The sequence below is a fragment of the Pseudomonas sp. N-137 genome, from assembly GCF_034555295.1.
GTDB lineage: Bacteria > Pseudomonadota > Gammaproteobacteria > Pseudomonadales > Pseudomonadaceae > Aquipseudomonas > Aquipseudomonas rhizophila.
The window spans coordinates 225,477-240,101 of sequence record NZ_JAXUDQ010000007.1 but is presented as its reverse complement, the minus strand read 5'-3'; the positions used below and the strand labels follow the sequence as shown (position 1 = coordinate 240,101).

The 14,625-nt window shown below is 62.7% G+C and carries 13 protein-coding genes; all 13 read right to left on the bottom strand.

The features are described 5' to 3' along the window. Positions 1-54: 54 nt before the first annotated feature. The 13 genes from T3A99_RS07180 to T3A99_RS07120 all read right to left on the bottom strand — a co-directional run bounded on the left by T3A99_RS07180 (position 55) and on the right by T3A99_RS07120 (position 14,335). Positions 55-744, bottom strand: coding sequence for a GNAT family N-acetyltransferase (locus T3A99_RS07180; RefSeq protein WP_076383944.1), 690 nt, complete (start codon positions 742-744; stop codon positions 55-57). Between the two features lie 239 nt (positions 745-983). After that, positions 984-2,288, bottom strand: a complete 1,305-nt coding sequence (locus T3A99_RS07175; protein ID WP_076383945.1) for a lipopolysaccharide biosynthesis protein — start codon at positions 2,286-2,288, stop codon at positions 984-986. Continuing rightward, on the bottom strand, positions 2,285-3,289 hold the full coding sequence (locus T3A99_RS07170; RefSeq protein ID WP_107322255.1) for a polysaccharide deacetylase family protein: 1,005 nt from the start codon (positions 3,287-3,289) through the stop codon (positions 2,285-2,287). The genes T3A99_RS07175 and T3A99_RS07170 overlap by 4 nt, the downstream gene beginning before the upstream one ends. Before the next feature lie 11 nt (positions 3,290-3,300). Beyond that, positions 3,301-4,437 (bottom strand): glycosyltransferase family 2 protein, encoded by a 1,137-nt coding sequence (locus T3A99_RS07165; RefSeq protein WP_047228542.1) that lies wholly within the window; start codon positions 4,435-4,437, stop codon positions 3,301-3,303. Next, complete coding sequence (locus tag T3A99_RS07160; RefSeq protein WP_047228541.1) at positions 4,430-5,386, bottom strand: glycosyltransferase; 957 nt, start codon at positions 5,384-5,386, stop codon at positions 4,430-4,432. Before T3A99_RS07160 ends, T3A99_RS07165 begins: the two co-directional genes overlap by 8 nt. After that, positions 5,383-6,753, bottom strand: coding sequence for an O-antigen ligase family protein (locus T3A99_RS07155; RefSeq protein ID WP_274090739.1), 1,371 nt, complete (start codon positions 6,751-6,753; stop codon positions 5,383-5,385). Before T3A99_RS07155 ends, T3A99_RS07160 begins: the two co-directional genes overlap by 4 nt. Then, positions 6,750-7,853 carry a glycosyltransferase family 4 protein gene (locus T3A99_RS07150; protein ID WP_160891309.1) on the bottom strand — a complete coding sequence of 368 codons (1,104 nt, stop codon included), beginning with the start codon at positions 7,851-7,853 and terminating at the stop codon, positions 6,750-6,752. Before T3A99_RS07150 ends, T3A99_RS07155 begins: the two co-directional genes overlap by 4 nt. Continuing rightward, positions 7,850-9,442 (bottom strand): GumC family protein, encoded by a 1,593-nt coding sequence (locus T3A99_RS07145; protein WP_047228538.1) that lies wholly within the window; start codon positions 9,440-9,442, stop codon positions 7,850-7,852. The genes T3A99_RS07150 and T3A99_RS07145 overlap by 4 nt, the downstream gene beginning before the upstream one ends. A 2-nt stretch (positions 9,443-9,444) precedes the next feature. Then, the gene (locus T3A99_RS07140) at positions 9,445-10,494 is read right to left on the bottom strand and encodes a polysaccharide biosynthesis/export family protein (RefSeq protein ID WP_047228537.1); all 1,050 of its coding nucleotides are present in this window, start codon (positions 10,492-10,494) and stop codon (positions 9,445-9,447) included. A gap of 21 nt (positions 10,495-10,515) precedes the next feature. Then, entirely contained in the window at positions 10,516-11,160 is a 645-nt protein-coding gene (locus T3A99_RS07135; RefSeq protein ID WP_047228536.1) for a CpsD/CapB family tyrosine-protein kinase, read from the bottom strand. After that, complete coding sequence (locus tag T3A99_RS07130) at positions 11,161-11,907, bottom strand: sugar transferase (RefSeq protein WP_047228535.1); 747 nt, start codon at positions 11,905-11,907, stop codon at positions 11,161-11,163. Continuing rightward, positions 11,904-12,974 (bottom strand): NAD-dependent epimerase, encoded by a 1,071-nt coding sequence (locus tag T3A99_RS07125; RefSeq protein WP_107322257.1) that lies wholly within the window; start codon positions 12,972-12,974, stop codon positions 11,904-11,906. Before T3A99_RS07125 ends, T3A99_RS07130 begins: the two co-directional genes overlap by 4 nt. Continuing rightward, a complete protein-coding gene (locus tag T3A99_RS07120; RefSeq protein ID WP_047228533.1) occupies positions 12,971-14,335 on the bottom strand; it encodes a UDP-glucose dehydrogenase family protein in 1,365 nt (454 codons plus the stop codon). Before T3A99_RS07120 ends, T3A99_RS07125 begins: the two co-directional genes overlap by 4 nt. Between the last annotated feature and the right edge of the window lie 290 nt (positions 14,336-14,625).

Below are 14,625 nucleotides of genomic sequence, written 5' to 3'. Positions count from 1 at the left end.
CACACCGCTGGGACGGCAAGGAGCGACACCATTTGAGCCGGATCGCCATGGACATCAGGCCGCCGCAGTCGATGCAACCGGCTGATCCGGTTTTTGAAAAGCGCCCAGTGCCGAGCCGCGGTAAAACGTGTCGCGGAAAAACCGCCAGTGACCGAACAGGCGATACACGTGGGTGATCTTGCCGCGCTCCTGGAAGCCCATGCGCAGGTGCATCTTGATCGCCGGGATGTTTTGCAAGTCGCAGACATCGACCATCGTGTCGCAACCTTTGTCAGCCATGATCTTCCAAATTTCCAACTGCATGTCCGCCGACATCCTGGAACCCCAGTAGGCACGGATCATCTCGCCACCGAACTGAAAGTACTCGCCAGGCTGGATCGGGAAGTTGCAGCGATAGAAATGGCGGTCGAAATAGTCTCGCGTACTGCCCCAGGCGAAACCCACGGTGTCGCCTTGAGCATCCAGGTACATCAAGCCTGTGTAGCCCTCCGCCGCCAGCTCGCGCATGGTTTTGACGCGGTCGCCGAAGTGCCGGGCAAACGCGTCGGCATTGCTGACCGTGATGAACTCCAGGCGCATTGGTGGGTAGGGTTTGAGGTTATGCGGGGGAAGCGGGGTCCGCACATCGTGCTCCAGCCACACCAGTCGGGAGTGGAAATACGCGTAGCGCCTGAACAGCTGTTTGAGCACAGCGCGCAGGCCTTTCTTCTGGATGCGATCACGCAATTTTTGCAGGGACTTCATGGTGCCTCCTGACGGGTGGCGTGGTGGGAGAAACGAGGTGTGTTCCAGTCCATGGCAAAACAGGGTGTCCCCGGGCAGGAGATACCCGATCTGAGGGGTTTGCATAAGCTCCGGGCCGACCCCATCGCGAGCAGGCTCGCTCCCACATTGGAGGTGTAGCGGCCGCAGCTCTTGTGTTCGGCGGCGAGCCACTGTGGGAGCGAGCCTGCTCGCGATGACGATCTGCCTGACGACGGCGTTCATGCGGATTTCCCCATCAGCATCTGCCGCATTGGCAGCAGGTCACTGGGCAGGATGATCAGCGTCTGCCATAGCGCCACGCCACTGAGGCGGCAGTACATCGTCAGTAGCGCGACGGTCACGGCCATATAGGCGATCGAAGACGCCGCGGCGGCCCCGACGATGCCGTAACGCGGAATCAGGATCAGGTTCAATGCCAGGTTCAATAACGCTCCCACACCCATCAGCAGTGAAACCGTGCCGGGCCGGTTCTTGCCCAGCAGATCCAGGCGCAGGATGCTCGCGTAGCACAATCCGAACAGCCCCGGCAGCAGCGCCAGCAAGGCGGGATAGGCTGGTTGGTAGGCCGCGCCGAACAGCGTGACGATCAGCCATTCACCAATCAGTGCCATGCCCAGGCAGGCGCCGAGCATGACCGTGGCGGTCAGGCGCAGGGCCAGAGGCGTCAGGCGTTTCATGTCGGAGTCCTGCTGCAACAAACGCTTCATCAGCGGCGTGGTGACCGCCTCAGGCACAATCAGCAGCAGTTCGGCGGCGGCGCTGGCCATGGCGTAATGGCCCAGGGCAGTGCTGCCCAGCAGGGCGCCGATGAACAGGTAGTCCGAGCGCAGTACCACTTGCTGGAACAGTAAATCGGGGTGGCTGCGGGCACCGTAGCGCAACAGCTCCTTCTGGTTGGAGCGATCCCATTGCAGGGTGAACCTGTGGTCCCGCCGCAGCCAGACCCAACCGGCCAATACCACCAGGCTCAGACCCGCCAGCCAACTGATCAGTGCGGCCTCCAGGGCGGTGTCTTTCCACATCCAGAACAGCGCCAGAAACAGCAACAGCGGCGCCAGGGATTCCATCAGCCGCAGGGCATTGAAGGCGCCAACGCCGCCGGACGCATTGTGCAGTGTCAGCAGGCCGCTCTTGAGCACGGTCAACGGCACGGCCAACAGCAGCAGCCACGCCAACAGTCCCAACTGTGTGGTGATGTCCAGTTCGCCGCCGAATTCGCGCACCAGTGCCACCACCAGCACCGTCAATAACCCGGCCAACAGGCAGCCGAAGACCAGCACCTGGCTGAGCAGCAGGCCCATCGAGCGTTGTTGAGCCGCTTGATAGCCCACGGCCGAATTCAAGCCGCCACTGGTGACGGCGCTGATCAGGTCCGGCAGGGTGCTTAGCAGGGCGAACAGCCCGCGTTCACTGGGCCCCAGGATCCGCGCCAGCAGCACATTGCGCAGCAGGCGCAGGCCGATCATCGCCAGGCGCGTGCCCATGCTCAGCGCCAAGTGCTTGAGGTAGTGGCCGCGGCTCATGGGCGTGTCCCCCGGCGAATGCGCCAGGCCAGCAATTCAGGGTGCTGGGCATTGCGTTGGCTGACGCCGAAGCGTGGCAGGTTCAATGGATCGCCGTCGGTGCGATACAAGCCGGTTTCGGTGCCCAGGGCAAATGGGAAACCGTGGGCTGCCACCTGTTGACGCACGCGCTCATCGTGATCGCCGTTGGGGTAGCAATACACCGGCAGCGGCTGGGCGCAACCGTTCTCCAGGGCAGCCCGACTGCGGCTCAGCTCTTCGTGCAGACGCTGATCATCCAGCGCGGTGAGAATCGCGTGGCTGGCACCGTGGGGGCCGAAGCGGATGAGCCCGGAATCTTCCAGCATTCGTACCTGGAACCAGTCCAGGGCCTGGGGCTGGGCGCCCGTGGGACAGGCGTCGGTGAGGTCGTTCAAGACCTGCGGGTCAAGGCTCTTGAGGCTCTGCAGATAGTGCATCAGCGACAGGCTGCGGCGCTGCTCATCCAAGTCATCGAGCATCACCGGCAATGGCCGGCCGGCGTGCTGCAAATGCTCGATCAACGAGTGTCGCGCCACTTGGCCATGGCTGCCCCACAGGGTTTCGCCGATGCTTTCCCACCAGAAGTGCTGGCGGCTGCCGATGAAGTCGGTGGACAGGAAAATACTCGCCGGCACCTGGTATTGGCGCAGCAAAGGAAAGGCATTCATCGCGTTGTCGCGCCAGCCGTCGTCGAAGGTCAGCGCCACTCGCGGGCGATTTGGGACGCTTTCAGGATCGGCCAGTAGCAGGCTCATCAAGGGCACGCATTCGAAATAGCGTTGCAGCCAGATCAGCAAGCGCTCGAAAGCCTCAGGTCCCACGCACAATTCGTTGCGATGGGGCAGCTCGGCGGCGCGGTCATTGTTAAGGACCCGGTGCAGCATCAGAATCACGCCGGCGCCACGCAACGGACCACGGCCCAGGGACGTGTTCAGGTACAGCCAGCCGCCGGTGCGCTTGCAGACTTGTTTGATGGACATGGGCCGTCTCCTTAGCGGTTCTGCTCGGGGTTCCATTGGCTATAACGATGACCTCGCAGAAACTGCCACAGCCCGATGCTCATGCCCGCCAGCGTCACCAGCACGAACGCCGCCAGGCGAAAGGGCCTGGGCAATCGGTGGCCTACGTCCAGTAAGCCGATCATTGCAATGGCGTAGCCGAGCAGTTGCGCCACCAGGCTCAGGCGATAGAACAGATGTTCATTCCACAGCCAGGCGTTGCTCAGCAGCAGCGGCAATAGCAACACCGGCGCCAGACGGCGGATCAGTTTGTGACTGATCAGGCCGATGGCGTAGAGCCCGTGACGAAGAGGGTTGAGCAACTGCCGACGCTGGGCCAGGCTTTGCAGGCCGCCAACGGTGACCCGCTGGCGACGGCGAAACTGTTTGTCGGCTTCGTCCACGCCCTGGTCGGTGACCCGGGCCAGTGGCGCATACACGATGGACTTGCCCGCCGCCGGCGCACAGGTGCTGAGGAAGAAGTCGTCGTTGACCTGCGCCGGTATGGGTTCAAACAGTTCGCGCCGCAGGGCCAGCAAGGCGCCGTCGGCCGAGACCATGCAACCTGTGCGGCTCTCTACCTGACGCAGCCAGCCTTCGTAGTGCCGATACAGGCTATCGCCCAGGCTCAGGCCCTTGCCCGGCACGGGGATTTCCATATGCCCGGCACAGGCGCCGACTTGCGGATCGCCCAGCGGGGCCAACAGGTGGCCAAGGGTATCGGCGGCCCATTGGTTGTCGGCGTCGGTGAACACCAGGATCTCTCCAGTGCTGTGGGCCACGCCGGTATTCAGGGCGGCGGCCTTGCCCTGGCGCGGCAGGTCGAGCACGGTGATGCGCGGGTCGATGACCCGCCGAGCGCAGGCCACTGTGTCGTCGGTGGAGCCGTCGCTGGCCAGGATGATTTGCAGCGAGCGCGCCGGGTAGTCCTGGGCCAGCAAGGTGCGCAGTTTCTCTTCGATGTGCCGTGCCTCGTTGTGGGCGGCAATGACAATGCTGACGTCCATCGGCAACGCCGGCCCGTAGCGCCGGAGCGGAAAAAGTGGCGCCAGCAGGCTCAGCATCAACGGATAACCGAGGTAGGCGTACACCGGCAGCAACAGGCACGACCAGTAAAGAAATTCAGCCACGGGCAGGTCTCCTGACGTTCCAATGACATAGGTTGAGAAGCAATGCGGCGCCGGTCAGGTGCAAGCGCACCCCGTGCAAGGCCCACAGTTGCAGCGTCAGGCGCAGGTCACGCCCGCTTTGACGCAGACTGAGGAACAACGCGGGCAGAGAGGTCAGCAACAGCAGCATCAGCGCGATGCGCGGCTGGCCCTGGAACAGAGCGACCAACGCCAGAAAGTCCAGGCCCCAGGCACCGATGGACAGCGCCGGAAAACGCAGCAGGCGCAGACTCGGCCCATGGCTGCGCAGCAACTGCAAATGGCTGCCCTGGCGCCACAGTTCCTTGCTCATCCACTCCCGCCAACTGCCTTCGTAACCCCAATGCAGGGCCACGTTTTCATTGACCAGCAGCAACTGCGCCCCGGCGTTGCGCAGGCGCAGGGAAAAATCCTTGTCTTCGCCCGTGCGCAGGGTTTCGTCGAACCCCCCGACCTGCTCAAACCACTGGCGACGCAACAACAGGTTGGCGCTGGGCAGCCACTGCACCCGGTGCAAGGGACGCGAGCCTGGGCGTTGGCTGCGGCGTTGCCAGGCTTGAGCGAACCAAGGCGCCTGAGCGGGGGTGTCCAGGTCCAGGCCCAGCACATCGCCCTGGCCTTGGAGTTCCAGCAGCAGCTTGAGCCAGTTGGCCGGCATCTCGATGTCGGCGTCGATGAACGCCAGCCATTCCCCATGGGCGATGGCCGCACCGCGGTTGCGCAGGGCGCCGATGTGCACGCCGGGCACGATCAGCACGCGCGCCCCCAGTTCGTTGGCAATGCGCGGCCCATGATCGTCCGAGCCGTTGTCCACCACGATCAACTCACAGTCCAGTTGCGCCTGGCGAGCGGCTTCCTGCGCCGCCAGCAACGTACGGCCAATGTGTCGGGCCTCGTTGAACATCGGGATCACAATGCTGATGCGGCTCATGGACGGGCCTCCTGCGGTGTTGCCTGTTCGGCGTCGTAGCGCAACACGCTGGTGATGGCGAGCATGATCCACAGCAACTTATGGTTGGGGGCGCTGAGGAACATCAAAAACAGCGCCAGCGACAGGAAACTCATGCCCAGGTGCGTCAGCAGGTCCGCCTGCACCCAGTCCCGACGTTGCAACCAGAGCTGGCGGGCGCGCCACAGGTTGTAGAGGCCCAGGCCGATCATGCCGACGAACATCAGCCCGCCAGGGATGCCGATCTCGCTGAAGATTTCCAGGTAAGTGTTGTGGGCCCGGCGATACAGATCCCCCAGCTTGCGATTGGCCGAGAACGCCTTGGCGTAGCCCGTGGGGGCGTAGTGCAGCGGGAACGTGCCCGGGCCGCTGCCCAGCACCGGGTTCTCGCGGATCATTTTGCTGCCGACCACGATGTACGAGGCACGACGGCCCAGGGATTCGTCTTTGTGGGCACTGGCGCCGGCGCTGAGGATGCTCAGCGACTGGATGCGCGCCACGTAGCCGGCCGGCATCACCGCAATCACCAAGGGAATCAGGATCGCCAGCCCGAGCATGGCGAAGCCCAGGTGTCGCGGGCGGATGCGCGGCATTTGGGCACGATAGTGATAGAGACCAATCACCAGGCTAAGCAACAGCACCACCAGCCCCGAGCGCGATTCGGTCTTGGTCATGCCGCCCAGCAGCAGGATGAAACAGCCACCCCAGAACAATCGGTGCAGCAGGTTCGGGCTGCGCAACACCAGCAACAACGCCATCGGCACGGTAAAGGCGATCAACAGGGCAAAGGCGTTCGGGTCTTCCAGCAGGCCGGATGCGCGGCCCTGGTCCTGGTATTTGACCGAAAACATTGCCAGCACGCAGGTGGTGGTCACGCTCAGGGTCATCAGTCGGCAGAACAGGTCCAGGTTCAGCTCGCGCCCGATCAGCAGGGTAATCACGAACAGAATCAGCCCTACCATCAGTTCGCGCAGATGGGTCATGGACAGGCCCAGGTTCTGCGACAGCATCAGGCTCAGGCCATAGAGCATCATGAAGGCGATCAGCGGCCGCCAGATATTGCTGCGCAAGCGTGATGAGGGAATCTGGCGCAGGGCCAGTTGCAGCATCAGGATCAGAATCAGCGCCACGCCGAAGAATTTGCTGCCCGAAAAAGCATTCTCCTTGAACAGACCTTCGAACGGCACCAGCGCCGCAATGCCCAGCAAGCCCCAGCCGGGTTTGCGGTACAGCACGGCGACGCCCACCAGGCCGAGCACCGCTCCCGGCGCCAGGAAGGGATAGGGGCTGGCCAGCAACGCCAGGCAAACCAGGCCCAGCAGACTGACGATCGAGAGCGGGACAATCATGGACGAGCCTCCCGTGCCGTGCGGATATAGAGCTGCGACCAGCGTTCGGCCAGGGCGCGCAGGTCATAACGGTCCCGTTGGGTGCGGCGCGCGTTATCGGCCAGAATCCGCGCCAGGGGCGGTTCGCCAAACAGTGTTTCGATCTGCCGCGCTAGTTCGGCGCTGTCGGCCGGCGTCGCGAGCAGGCCGTTGTGACGGTCCTGCAGCACATCGGGAATGCCCCCCACACCGAACGCCACCACCGGCACTCCGGCCTGCATCGCTTCGAGCAGAATCATCGGCGTGCCTTCGGTGCGCGAACTGATGACCAGCGCGTCGAGCTGACTCCACCAGGGGTTCATGTCGGTCTGATAGCCGGGCAGCTCGATGCGAGTAGGTAGGCCCGCGTCGGTAATGCGCTTGAGCAAGGCCTGACGTTCCGGGCCGTCGCCGAGCATCACCGCGTGCAGCGATGCATGCCGCTGGCACAGGGGGATCATGGCGTCGAGGAACAGGTCCGGGCCTTTCTCGTGGCTCAAGCGACCGACGTAGCCGACCCGCCAGCGCAGCCGGTCGTCACGATGAGGCAGCGGTGCTGTGATCGACGGCAGGCCGTTGGGGATCACGTCGAGTTTTTCCGCGCGCACGCTGGCCTGGCGGTGCAGCACGGCAATGCTTTCGGCCACGCAGACCACGCGCTTGACCGAGGCGGTGCGGCACAGTTGCAGGCTCAGCCACGTGTAGAACCGTTGCTTGGTGCTGCGAGGCGTAAAGCCGTGCTGAGTGATGACCAGGGGCAAGCGCAGCAGCGTGGCCGCAGCCCAGCCGAACAGCAGGCCCTTGAAGTTATGGGTGTTGATCAGCGGCTGCTCGTCCCGTCGCTGGCGCAGGTGCTGCAACAGCTCGGCCCAACTGGCGCAGTGGCGGCAATCGACCCCGGCCTGGCGAAAGCGCGTGATCAAGGTCGGCGGCGCCGCCAGGAACAGCACCTGGTGCTGCCCTGGCGTGGCCAGGCAATGATCGAGCAACATCCGCTCGGCCCCGTAGAAGCCGCCGCTGTCGAGCAAATGAATGATCGGCAGGGCGCTGCTGCGGCAGGTCGGGCCAATCGGCGCGTTCAATTGCGCACCCAATGGACAAGGCTGGGCAGGCTCCAATTGCGGTGCGGGTTGACCTGTTCGGGGTTCTGCTCGTTGATCACCAGCAACACCGGTACATCCAGTTGCTGGGTAATCTGGGCAGGGTGCTTGAAGCGATGGTCGAAGAACTCACGCACATAGACCAGGGCGATCGCCAGGAGCAAGCCGCTGAACAGACCGAACGCAATAATCAGCATCGGCTTGGGAAACGCCGGGGCGGTCGGTTCGAACGGCGGGCTGAGGACGCGAGCATTGGACAGGTCGTTGTCCAGCGCGCGGGCGGTGCTGCTCTCGGCGAACCGCTGGGCGTAGGTGGAAAATGCCGCATGCAGGGCATTGATCTCGGTGTCCATCTGCCGCAGCTTGCTCTGGGTTTGCTGCAACTGATGGATACGCTCCTTGAACTCGGCGATGCGCGCGGTTTTCTGGTCGATCACCGAGCTGACGACTGCCAGGTCGTTGGTGCGTTCCTGGATGCGGTTGCTCACCACTTTGAGAAACTGCTGGCGGGTGCGCGCGATCTGCTCCCGAGTCAACAGCATCGGCTCGCTGCCGGGCTGGAAGATCGCCAGATCATTCATGTAGCGGCTGACCTGAGTGGTCAGTTGCTCGCCCAGTTGTTTGATTTCCCGGTCTTCGAAGGCGATGTTGTCCATGGTGGTGGTGAAGGTGAACGGGAAGGTGTAGTCGTTGAACCGTGAGTTGTTCGCCGCTGCCAGGCTGGTCTTGAGGTAATCCAGCCAGCGTTGGCTTTGCAGCAGACGATCGCGGTACAGGTTCAAGGCCTGTTCTTCGGTGTTGATGGCGTTCAGGCGGAAGGTGATCTCCTCTTTGGGATCGGAGGAGCTGACGTCTTCAAGCAGCGCCAGGCGGGTGCCCTCCAGTCCGTCGAGGCGAGTCTGGTACTGGGTTTTCTTCTGCTCATAGAAGGCTTGCGGCAGCTCGATCGATTGCAGGTCCTGGCGACCGGAGAGGTAGTTCTCCAGCAGTTGCGCCACGAACCGGGTGCCCTGGGCCGGGTCGCCGAAGCTGTAGACGATGGAGATGACGTTGGAGCCTGGCAGGGTTTCGATTTTCAGGTTGGCGATGGCTTCGTCGGTCAGCATGTCGAGCGTGGTATCTCGCACCGGATCGACTTCCAGCCCCAGGCCGTCGCGCAGCGGGTTGACGACGTACTCGCGCAGCGGCGTGGTGACATAGTGCTTGAGCGGCTCGCTCACCCATTTGTTGAAGATGCCGGGGCTAGGGGTGTACTCGCCCTGGTCGCGCAGGGTGCTGATGGTCTGCCGGATCAGGGCCGGCGAGCGCAGGATATTGCTCTCGGTTTCCATGTCCGCCAGGGACGGTGGAATGAAGGTGGCGTCTTCCTGGTTCAGCGACGTGGTGGCGTCGCCCTGGGAGAGTTTTTTCGACTGGACGATGACCTGGGCGGTGATGTCGAAGCTCTGTTTGAGCATCAACGGCAGCGCCAGGGCGATCACGGCGAAGATCAGGAAGACGCGCTTCACCCACTGCTTGTTGGCGAAGAAAATCCTGAAGAACTCATGCAGATAGTTTTCCTTGGGATTCATGATCAATTACCTGCTGCAGAAGTGTTGGACCTGCCGTTGTCGCCTTTGCTGTCAAGGCGGTAGCCGAAGCTGACTCCCATGCCCTGGAACAGCACCACGTCGGCCAGTTGCCGAGCCATTTCACCGGCTTTGGCCAGCCCGGTCTTGGGCACGAAAAGCATGTCTTCGGGCTGCAGGTAGGCGATCTGCGAGGCGTCACCGCTCAGGGCTTTTTCCACGTCATAGTGGCGGGCTTCGACCTGATTGCCGTTGCGGCGCATGATCACCACCGAGTCGAGTCGGGCCTTGACGTTGGTGCCACGGGCCAGGGTCAGGGCCTCGAGGACCGAGATCGGCCGGCGGATCGGGTAGGAACCGGGCTGGGCCACTTCCCCGAGGACATAGATCTCGTTGCCAGCGGTGGATTTGAGCAGCACATCGACGGACATGCGCCCCGGCAATTGGGCGTAGCGCTCGTTAAGGTAGGTTTCCAGTTGATTGACGGTCATGCCTTGCAGCGGCACGGCACCGATTTCGGGGAAGCTTGCGTAACCATCCCGGCCCACGGTGATCTCCCGACTCATGCCGGTGCCCGGGTGGGTCAGGGTGTTGCGCAGTTTTGTCTCGTTGCTCAACGGGCTGGTGACATGCACCGTCAATTGATTGCGGTTGGGCTGGAACAGCATTTTGCGGTCATAGGCACGCTGTACCTCCAGGCGTGCTTCGTCCGTGGTCAGCCCGGCGATTTTTACCGAGGTGTTGGCCCCCGGCAGTTCGATACTGCCGTCGGGCATTACCTGTTGTGCGCCGTTGAGCTGGCTGGCGGCGGTGAAGTTCAAGGCCACCTGGTCACCCGGCTGGACCCGGTAGGCATCCGGCCCGCTGGTGCTGATGTGAAAGATCACATCCAGCACATCCTGGGGACGCAGGGTCTGTTCGACCCGGGGCATGTCGGTGGCCTGGGCGTTGGCCGGTGCCGCCGTAAGGATCTGCACCGGCATGGAGCGGGTTTCGGTGTGGCTGGTGCAACCGGCAAGCGGCAACAGCAGCAGGACAAGCAATCTGGCGTTCATCTCGTCATCCTTTTTGCAGGCTTACAGGTTGTTGTAGAGCCACTTGGGCATGTAGTACTTGCGGCGGTTGAACACGCTGCCCACCACCTTGGCGCCGGCCTGGGTCAGACGCAGGCGAGCGGCCTGGGCCACCTCCCAGCGGGTGTCTTCACCGCGCACCACCAGCACCACACCGTCCACCTGGGTGCTCATGACCAGGGTGTCGCAGGCCGAGTACACCGCGTCAGCGTCGATCACCACAAAGCGATACTGCCCGGCCAGTTGCTTGAACAGCGGGCGAAGCTGCTCGGGGTTCAGGCGCTCGGCATTACGCCCCAGACGACCGTTGGGCAGCACGTCGAAGGGCAAGCTGGAGGTCTGCACCACGCAGTCCTGCAACAAGGGCGGTGCGAGGCTGTTGAACAGCAGGTCGCTGAAGCCGCGCTCCTTGTGCAGCGACAATTGCTGGCTGAGGTTGCGCGGCGACTGGCTGGCGTCCACCAGCAGTACGCGGCCGCTGCTCATCTGCGCCAGTTGAGCGGCCAGGGCCATGGCACTGGTACTGGTTCCGGTGCCGGTGTTGGCGGCCGTCAGAAGCAGAATCCGTATGGATGGGTCAAGCACGGTTGAGGTCAGGTTGGTCTCGCTCGGGCTTGCGATGCTCAGGATATTGGTTGAACCGTCCATTTAACTCGCTCCGTGGCCGCTGAAAACTTTGAAAGGGGTGATCATCAGGATCTTCAAGTCCAGCAACAGGCTTTGTTCGGCGATGTAGCTGAGGTCCAGTTCCACGCGCTGGTCGAAGTCGATGTTGCTGCGCCCGGAGATCTGCCACAGGCCGGTCAGGCCGGGGTAGATGCTCAGGCGGACAAGATGGTTGTCCTTGTAGCGGTAGGCGTTGAACGAGGTCGGCCGCGGGCCGACCAGGCGCATGTCGCCGGTCACCACATTGATCAGGTTGGGTAACTCGTCGAGGCTGCTGCGTCGCAGGAACCGGCCGACGGGGGTGATGCGCGGGTCGTTGTCGATCTTGAAGTCGATGGCATCGGCGCCGTGCTTGTTGAGGTGGCGCAGTGATTCTTTGAGCGCCTCGGCATCAGCAACCATGGTGCGGAACTTGTACATGCCAAAGACCCGACCGCGGTATCCGGTGCGTTTCTGCACAAACAGCACTGGACCGGGGCTTGAGAACTTGATCAGCAGGGCCAGGCCCAGCAGCAGCGGGCTGAGCAGTACCAGGATCGACAGCGCGCCGAGACAGGCCACCACCCGATTGGTGCGCGAGACCGTCCAGGGTCGACCGCCGTCGCGACCAGTCAGCCAGCCGCGGCCCTGACGATGGATGGCCGCGTCCAGGCGTCGGCGGTGTTCGGGATCGACACGCTTGTCGCCCCCGCGGGCGGTGATAGGGATGCATTGCTCATGTCGGGTCATAGACTCCTCCGCTGAAGGTTGGTCGCATGCGTTGGGCTGCAAGCGGTGTCGGCGATAGGCAGGGCGTAGTAATCGAGGAACCAGGCAATGAAGCGCCCCAGGCCCTCGTCCAGCTCGATGCGCGGCTGAAAACCGGTGGCCCGCGCCAGGCCGCTGGCATCGGCGCAGGTGTTCAACACGTCCCCTGGTTGCAGGGGCAGCAGTTCGATCCGGGCGGTTTGCCCCAAGTGCTTTTCCAGCAATGCCACATAGGTGCGCAGCGCTACCGGGTGCTGCCCGCCGATGTTGTAGATCCGCCAGGGCGCTGCGCTGGTGGCCGGGTCCGGTTGATCGCGATCCCACTGTGGCGTGGCATGGGGCGGGCGTTCGATCAGCCGGGCGATGCTTTCGACGATGTCGTCGATGTAGGTGAAATCGCGCTGGTGCTCGCCATGGTTGAACAACTGCAACACGCGGCCTTCGGCGATGGCGCGGGCGAACTGGATCGGCGACATGTCCGGCCGGCCCCAGGGGCCGTACACCGTGAAAAACCGCAGGCCGGTGCACGGGATGCCAAACAGATGGCTGTAACTGTGGGCCATCAACTCGTTGGCTTTCTTGCTGGCCGCATACAGCGACAGCGGATGGTCCACGCCGTCCTGTACTGAGTAAGGTGTGCGCTGGTTGGCGCCATACACGGAGCTTGAGGAGGCGTAGATCAGGTGCTTGACCGGATGGCGACGGCAGCTTTCCAGAATGTTCAGGAACCCGCTGAGGTTGCTGTCGACGTAGGCCCGTGGATTCTCCAGGGAATAACGCACGCCGGCTTGGGCGGCGAGATGAATCACCACGTCGGGGCGGTGTGACTGGAACAACTCATCGATAGCCGAGGCGTCGGTCAGGTCCACCCGGGCCAACGCAAAGTCCCCCGCCTGGTCCTTCACCCACGCCACGCGGTCGTGCTTGAGCTGCGGGTCGTAGTAGTCGTTGAAATTGTCCAGCCCCCACACCTGATGGCCGTCGCGCAGCAGCCGCAGCACGCAATGGGCGCCGATGAAACCGGCCGCGCCGGTCACCAGAATGTTCATGCCCGTGGCCCCTGGGTCAGGCTGCTGGGCACGGTGTGACGCAATCCGATGCCGCGATACAAGAGGCCGGCGGCGGCCAGATGTTCGGGGTTGTACAGGTTGCGGCCATCGATGATGACCCGGGCGCGCAACTTGTTGGCCAACAGAGCGAAATCCACGACCCGGAAGTTCTTCCACTCGGTGCAGATCACCAGGGCGTCTGCATCCTCCAGGGTGTCGTCGCGGGTGGCGCACAGGTTCAGGTCTTTGCGGTAGCCGTAGAGGCGGCGGCATTCGGACATGGCTTCCGGGTCGTAGGCATGGACCCGAGCGCCTTCGCGCCACAGCGCTTCCATCAGGTAGCGGCTGGGGGCTTCGCGCATGTCATCGGTGTTGGGTTTGAAAGCCAGGCCCCAAATCGCAATCGACTTGCCGGCCAGGCCGCCGGAGAACTGTTGCGTCAGTTTCTCGAAGAGAATGTGTCGCTGGCTGTCGTTGACGTCGGTGACACTGCGCAGCAGGCGCAGGGGCATGCCGCTCTGTTCGGCGGTATGCAGCAGGGCGCGCAGGTCCTTGGGAAAGCATGAACCGCCGAAGCCGCATCCGGGGTAGATGAAGTGATAGCCGATACGAGGGTCCGAACCGATGCCCTTGCGTACCGCTTCGATGTCGGCGCCCAGCCTTTCGGTGAGATTGGCCAGTTCGTTCATGAAGCTGATGCGGGTGGCGAGCATGGCGTTGGCCGCGTACTTGGTCAGTTCGGCGCTGCGGTTGTCCATGAACATCAGCTTTTCGCGGTTACGGCAAAAGGGCGCGTACAGCTCGCTCATCTGATCGCGGGCCAGCGGGTCGGCGGTGCCGATGATGATCCGGTCCGGGCGCATGCAGTCGGCCAGGGCGCTGCCTTCCTTGAGAAACTCGGGGTTGGACACCACTCGCACGTTCAGCTGTTGCAGGCCCCGGCGAGCCAATGCCTGATGGGCACATTCGGCGACCTTGTCGGCGGTGCCGACCGGCACCGTGGACTTGATGATCAAGGTGCGGTCGCTGTCCATGAAGTCAGCGATCTGGCGGGTGACCGCCAGTACATGGCTCAGGTCTGCCGAACCGTCTTCATCGGCTGGCGTGCCGACGGCGATGAAAATCAGTTCGCCGTGATTGACCGCATCGCTGGCCTGATCACTGAACAGCAGCCGGCCACTCTTGATGTTCTCTTCGAGCAGTTCGGACAACCCAGGCTCGCTGATCGGTGGCACCGCTTGCTGCAGCTGACGGATCTTGTTGGGGTCAATGTCGATGCACAAAACACGGTGACCGACGTCGGCCAACGCAGCCGCTTGAATCAATCCCACATACCCCGTACCAAATACGCTCACATCCATTTTTGGCGTGCCTCGCAAGACGGTTGATGTAACTCGGATGAAACTGTTTAGAGGGGTATAGCGCAGCTTCAGAAAAGCGTGTCAGCAAAATGACAGTTGTCACTGTTGGCAAACTCGACAGAACTTGGCCTTTTGATATCAAGTCATTGACTGGTTTAGAAAAGTGCCGTTTTTAAAGGGCTGTAACGGCTTTTAACTAGGCGATGAACGGTATTTATCCATAGATTTTTACGTTTAACTGGCTTCAAGTGTGTCATTTTTGGGCTAACTTTTTTTTGACGCATTGGCCG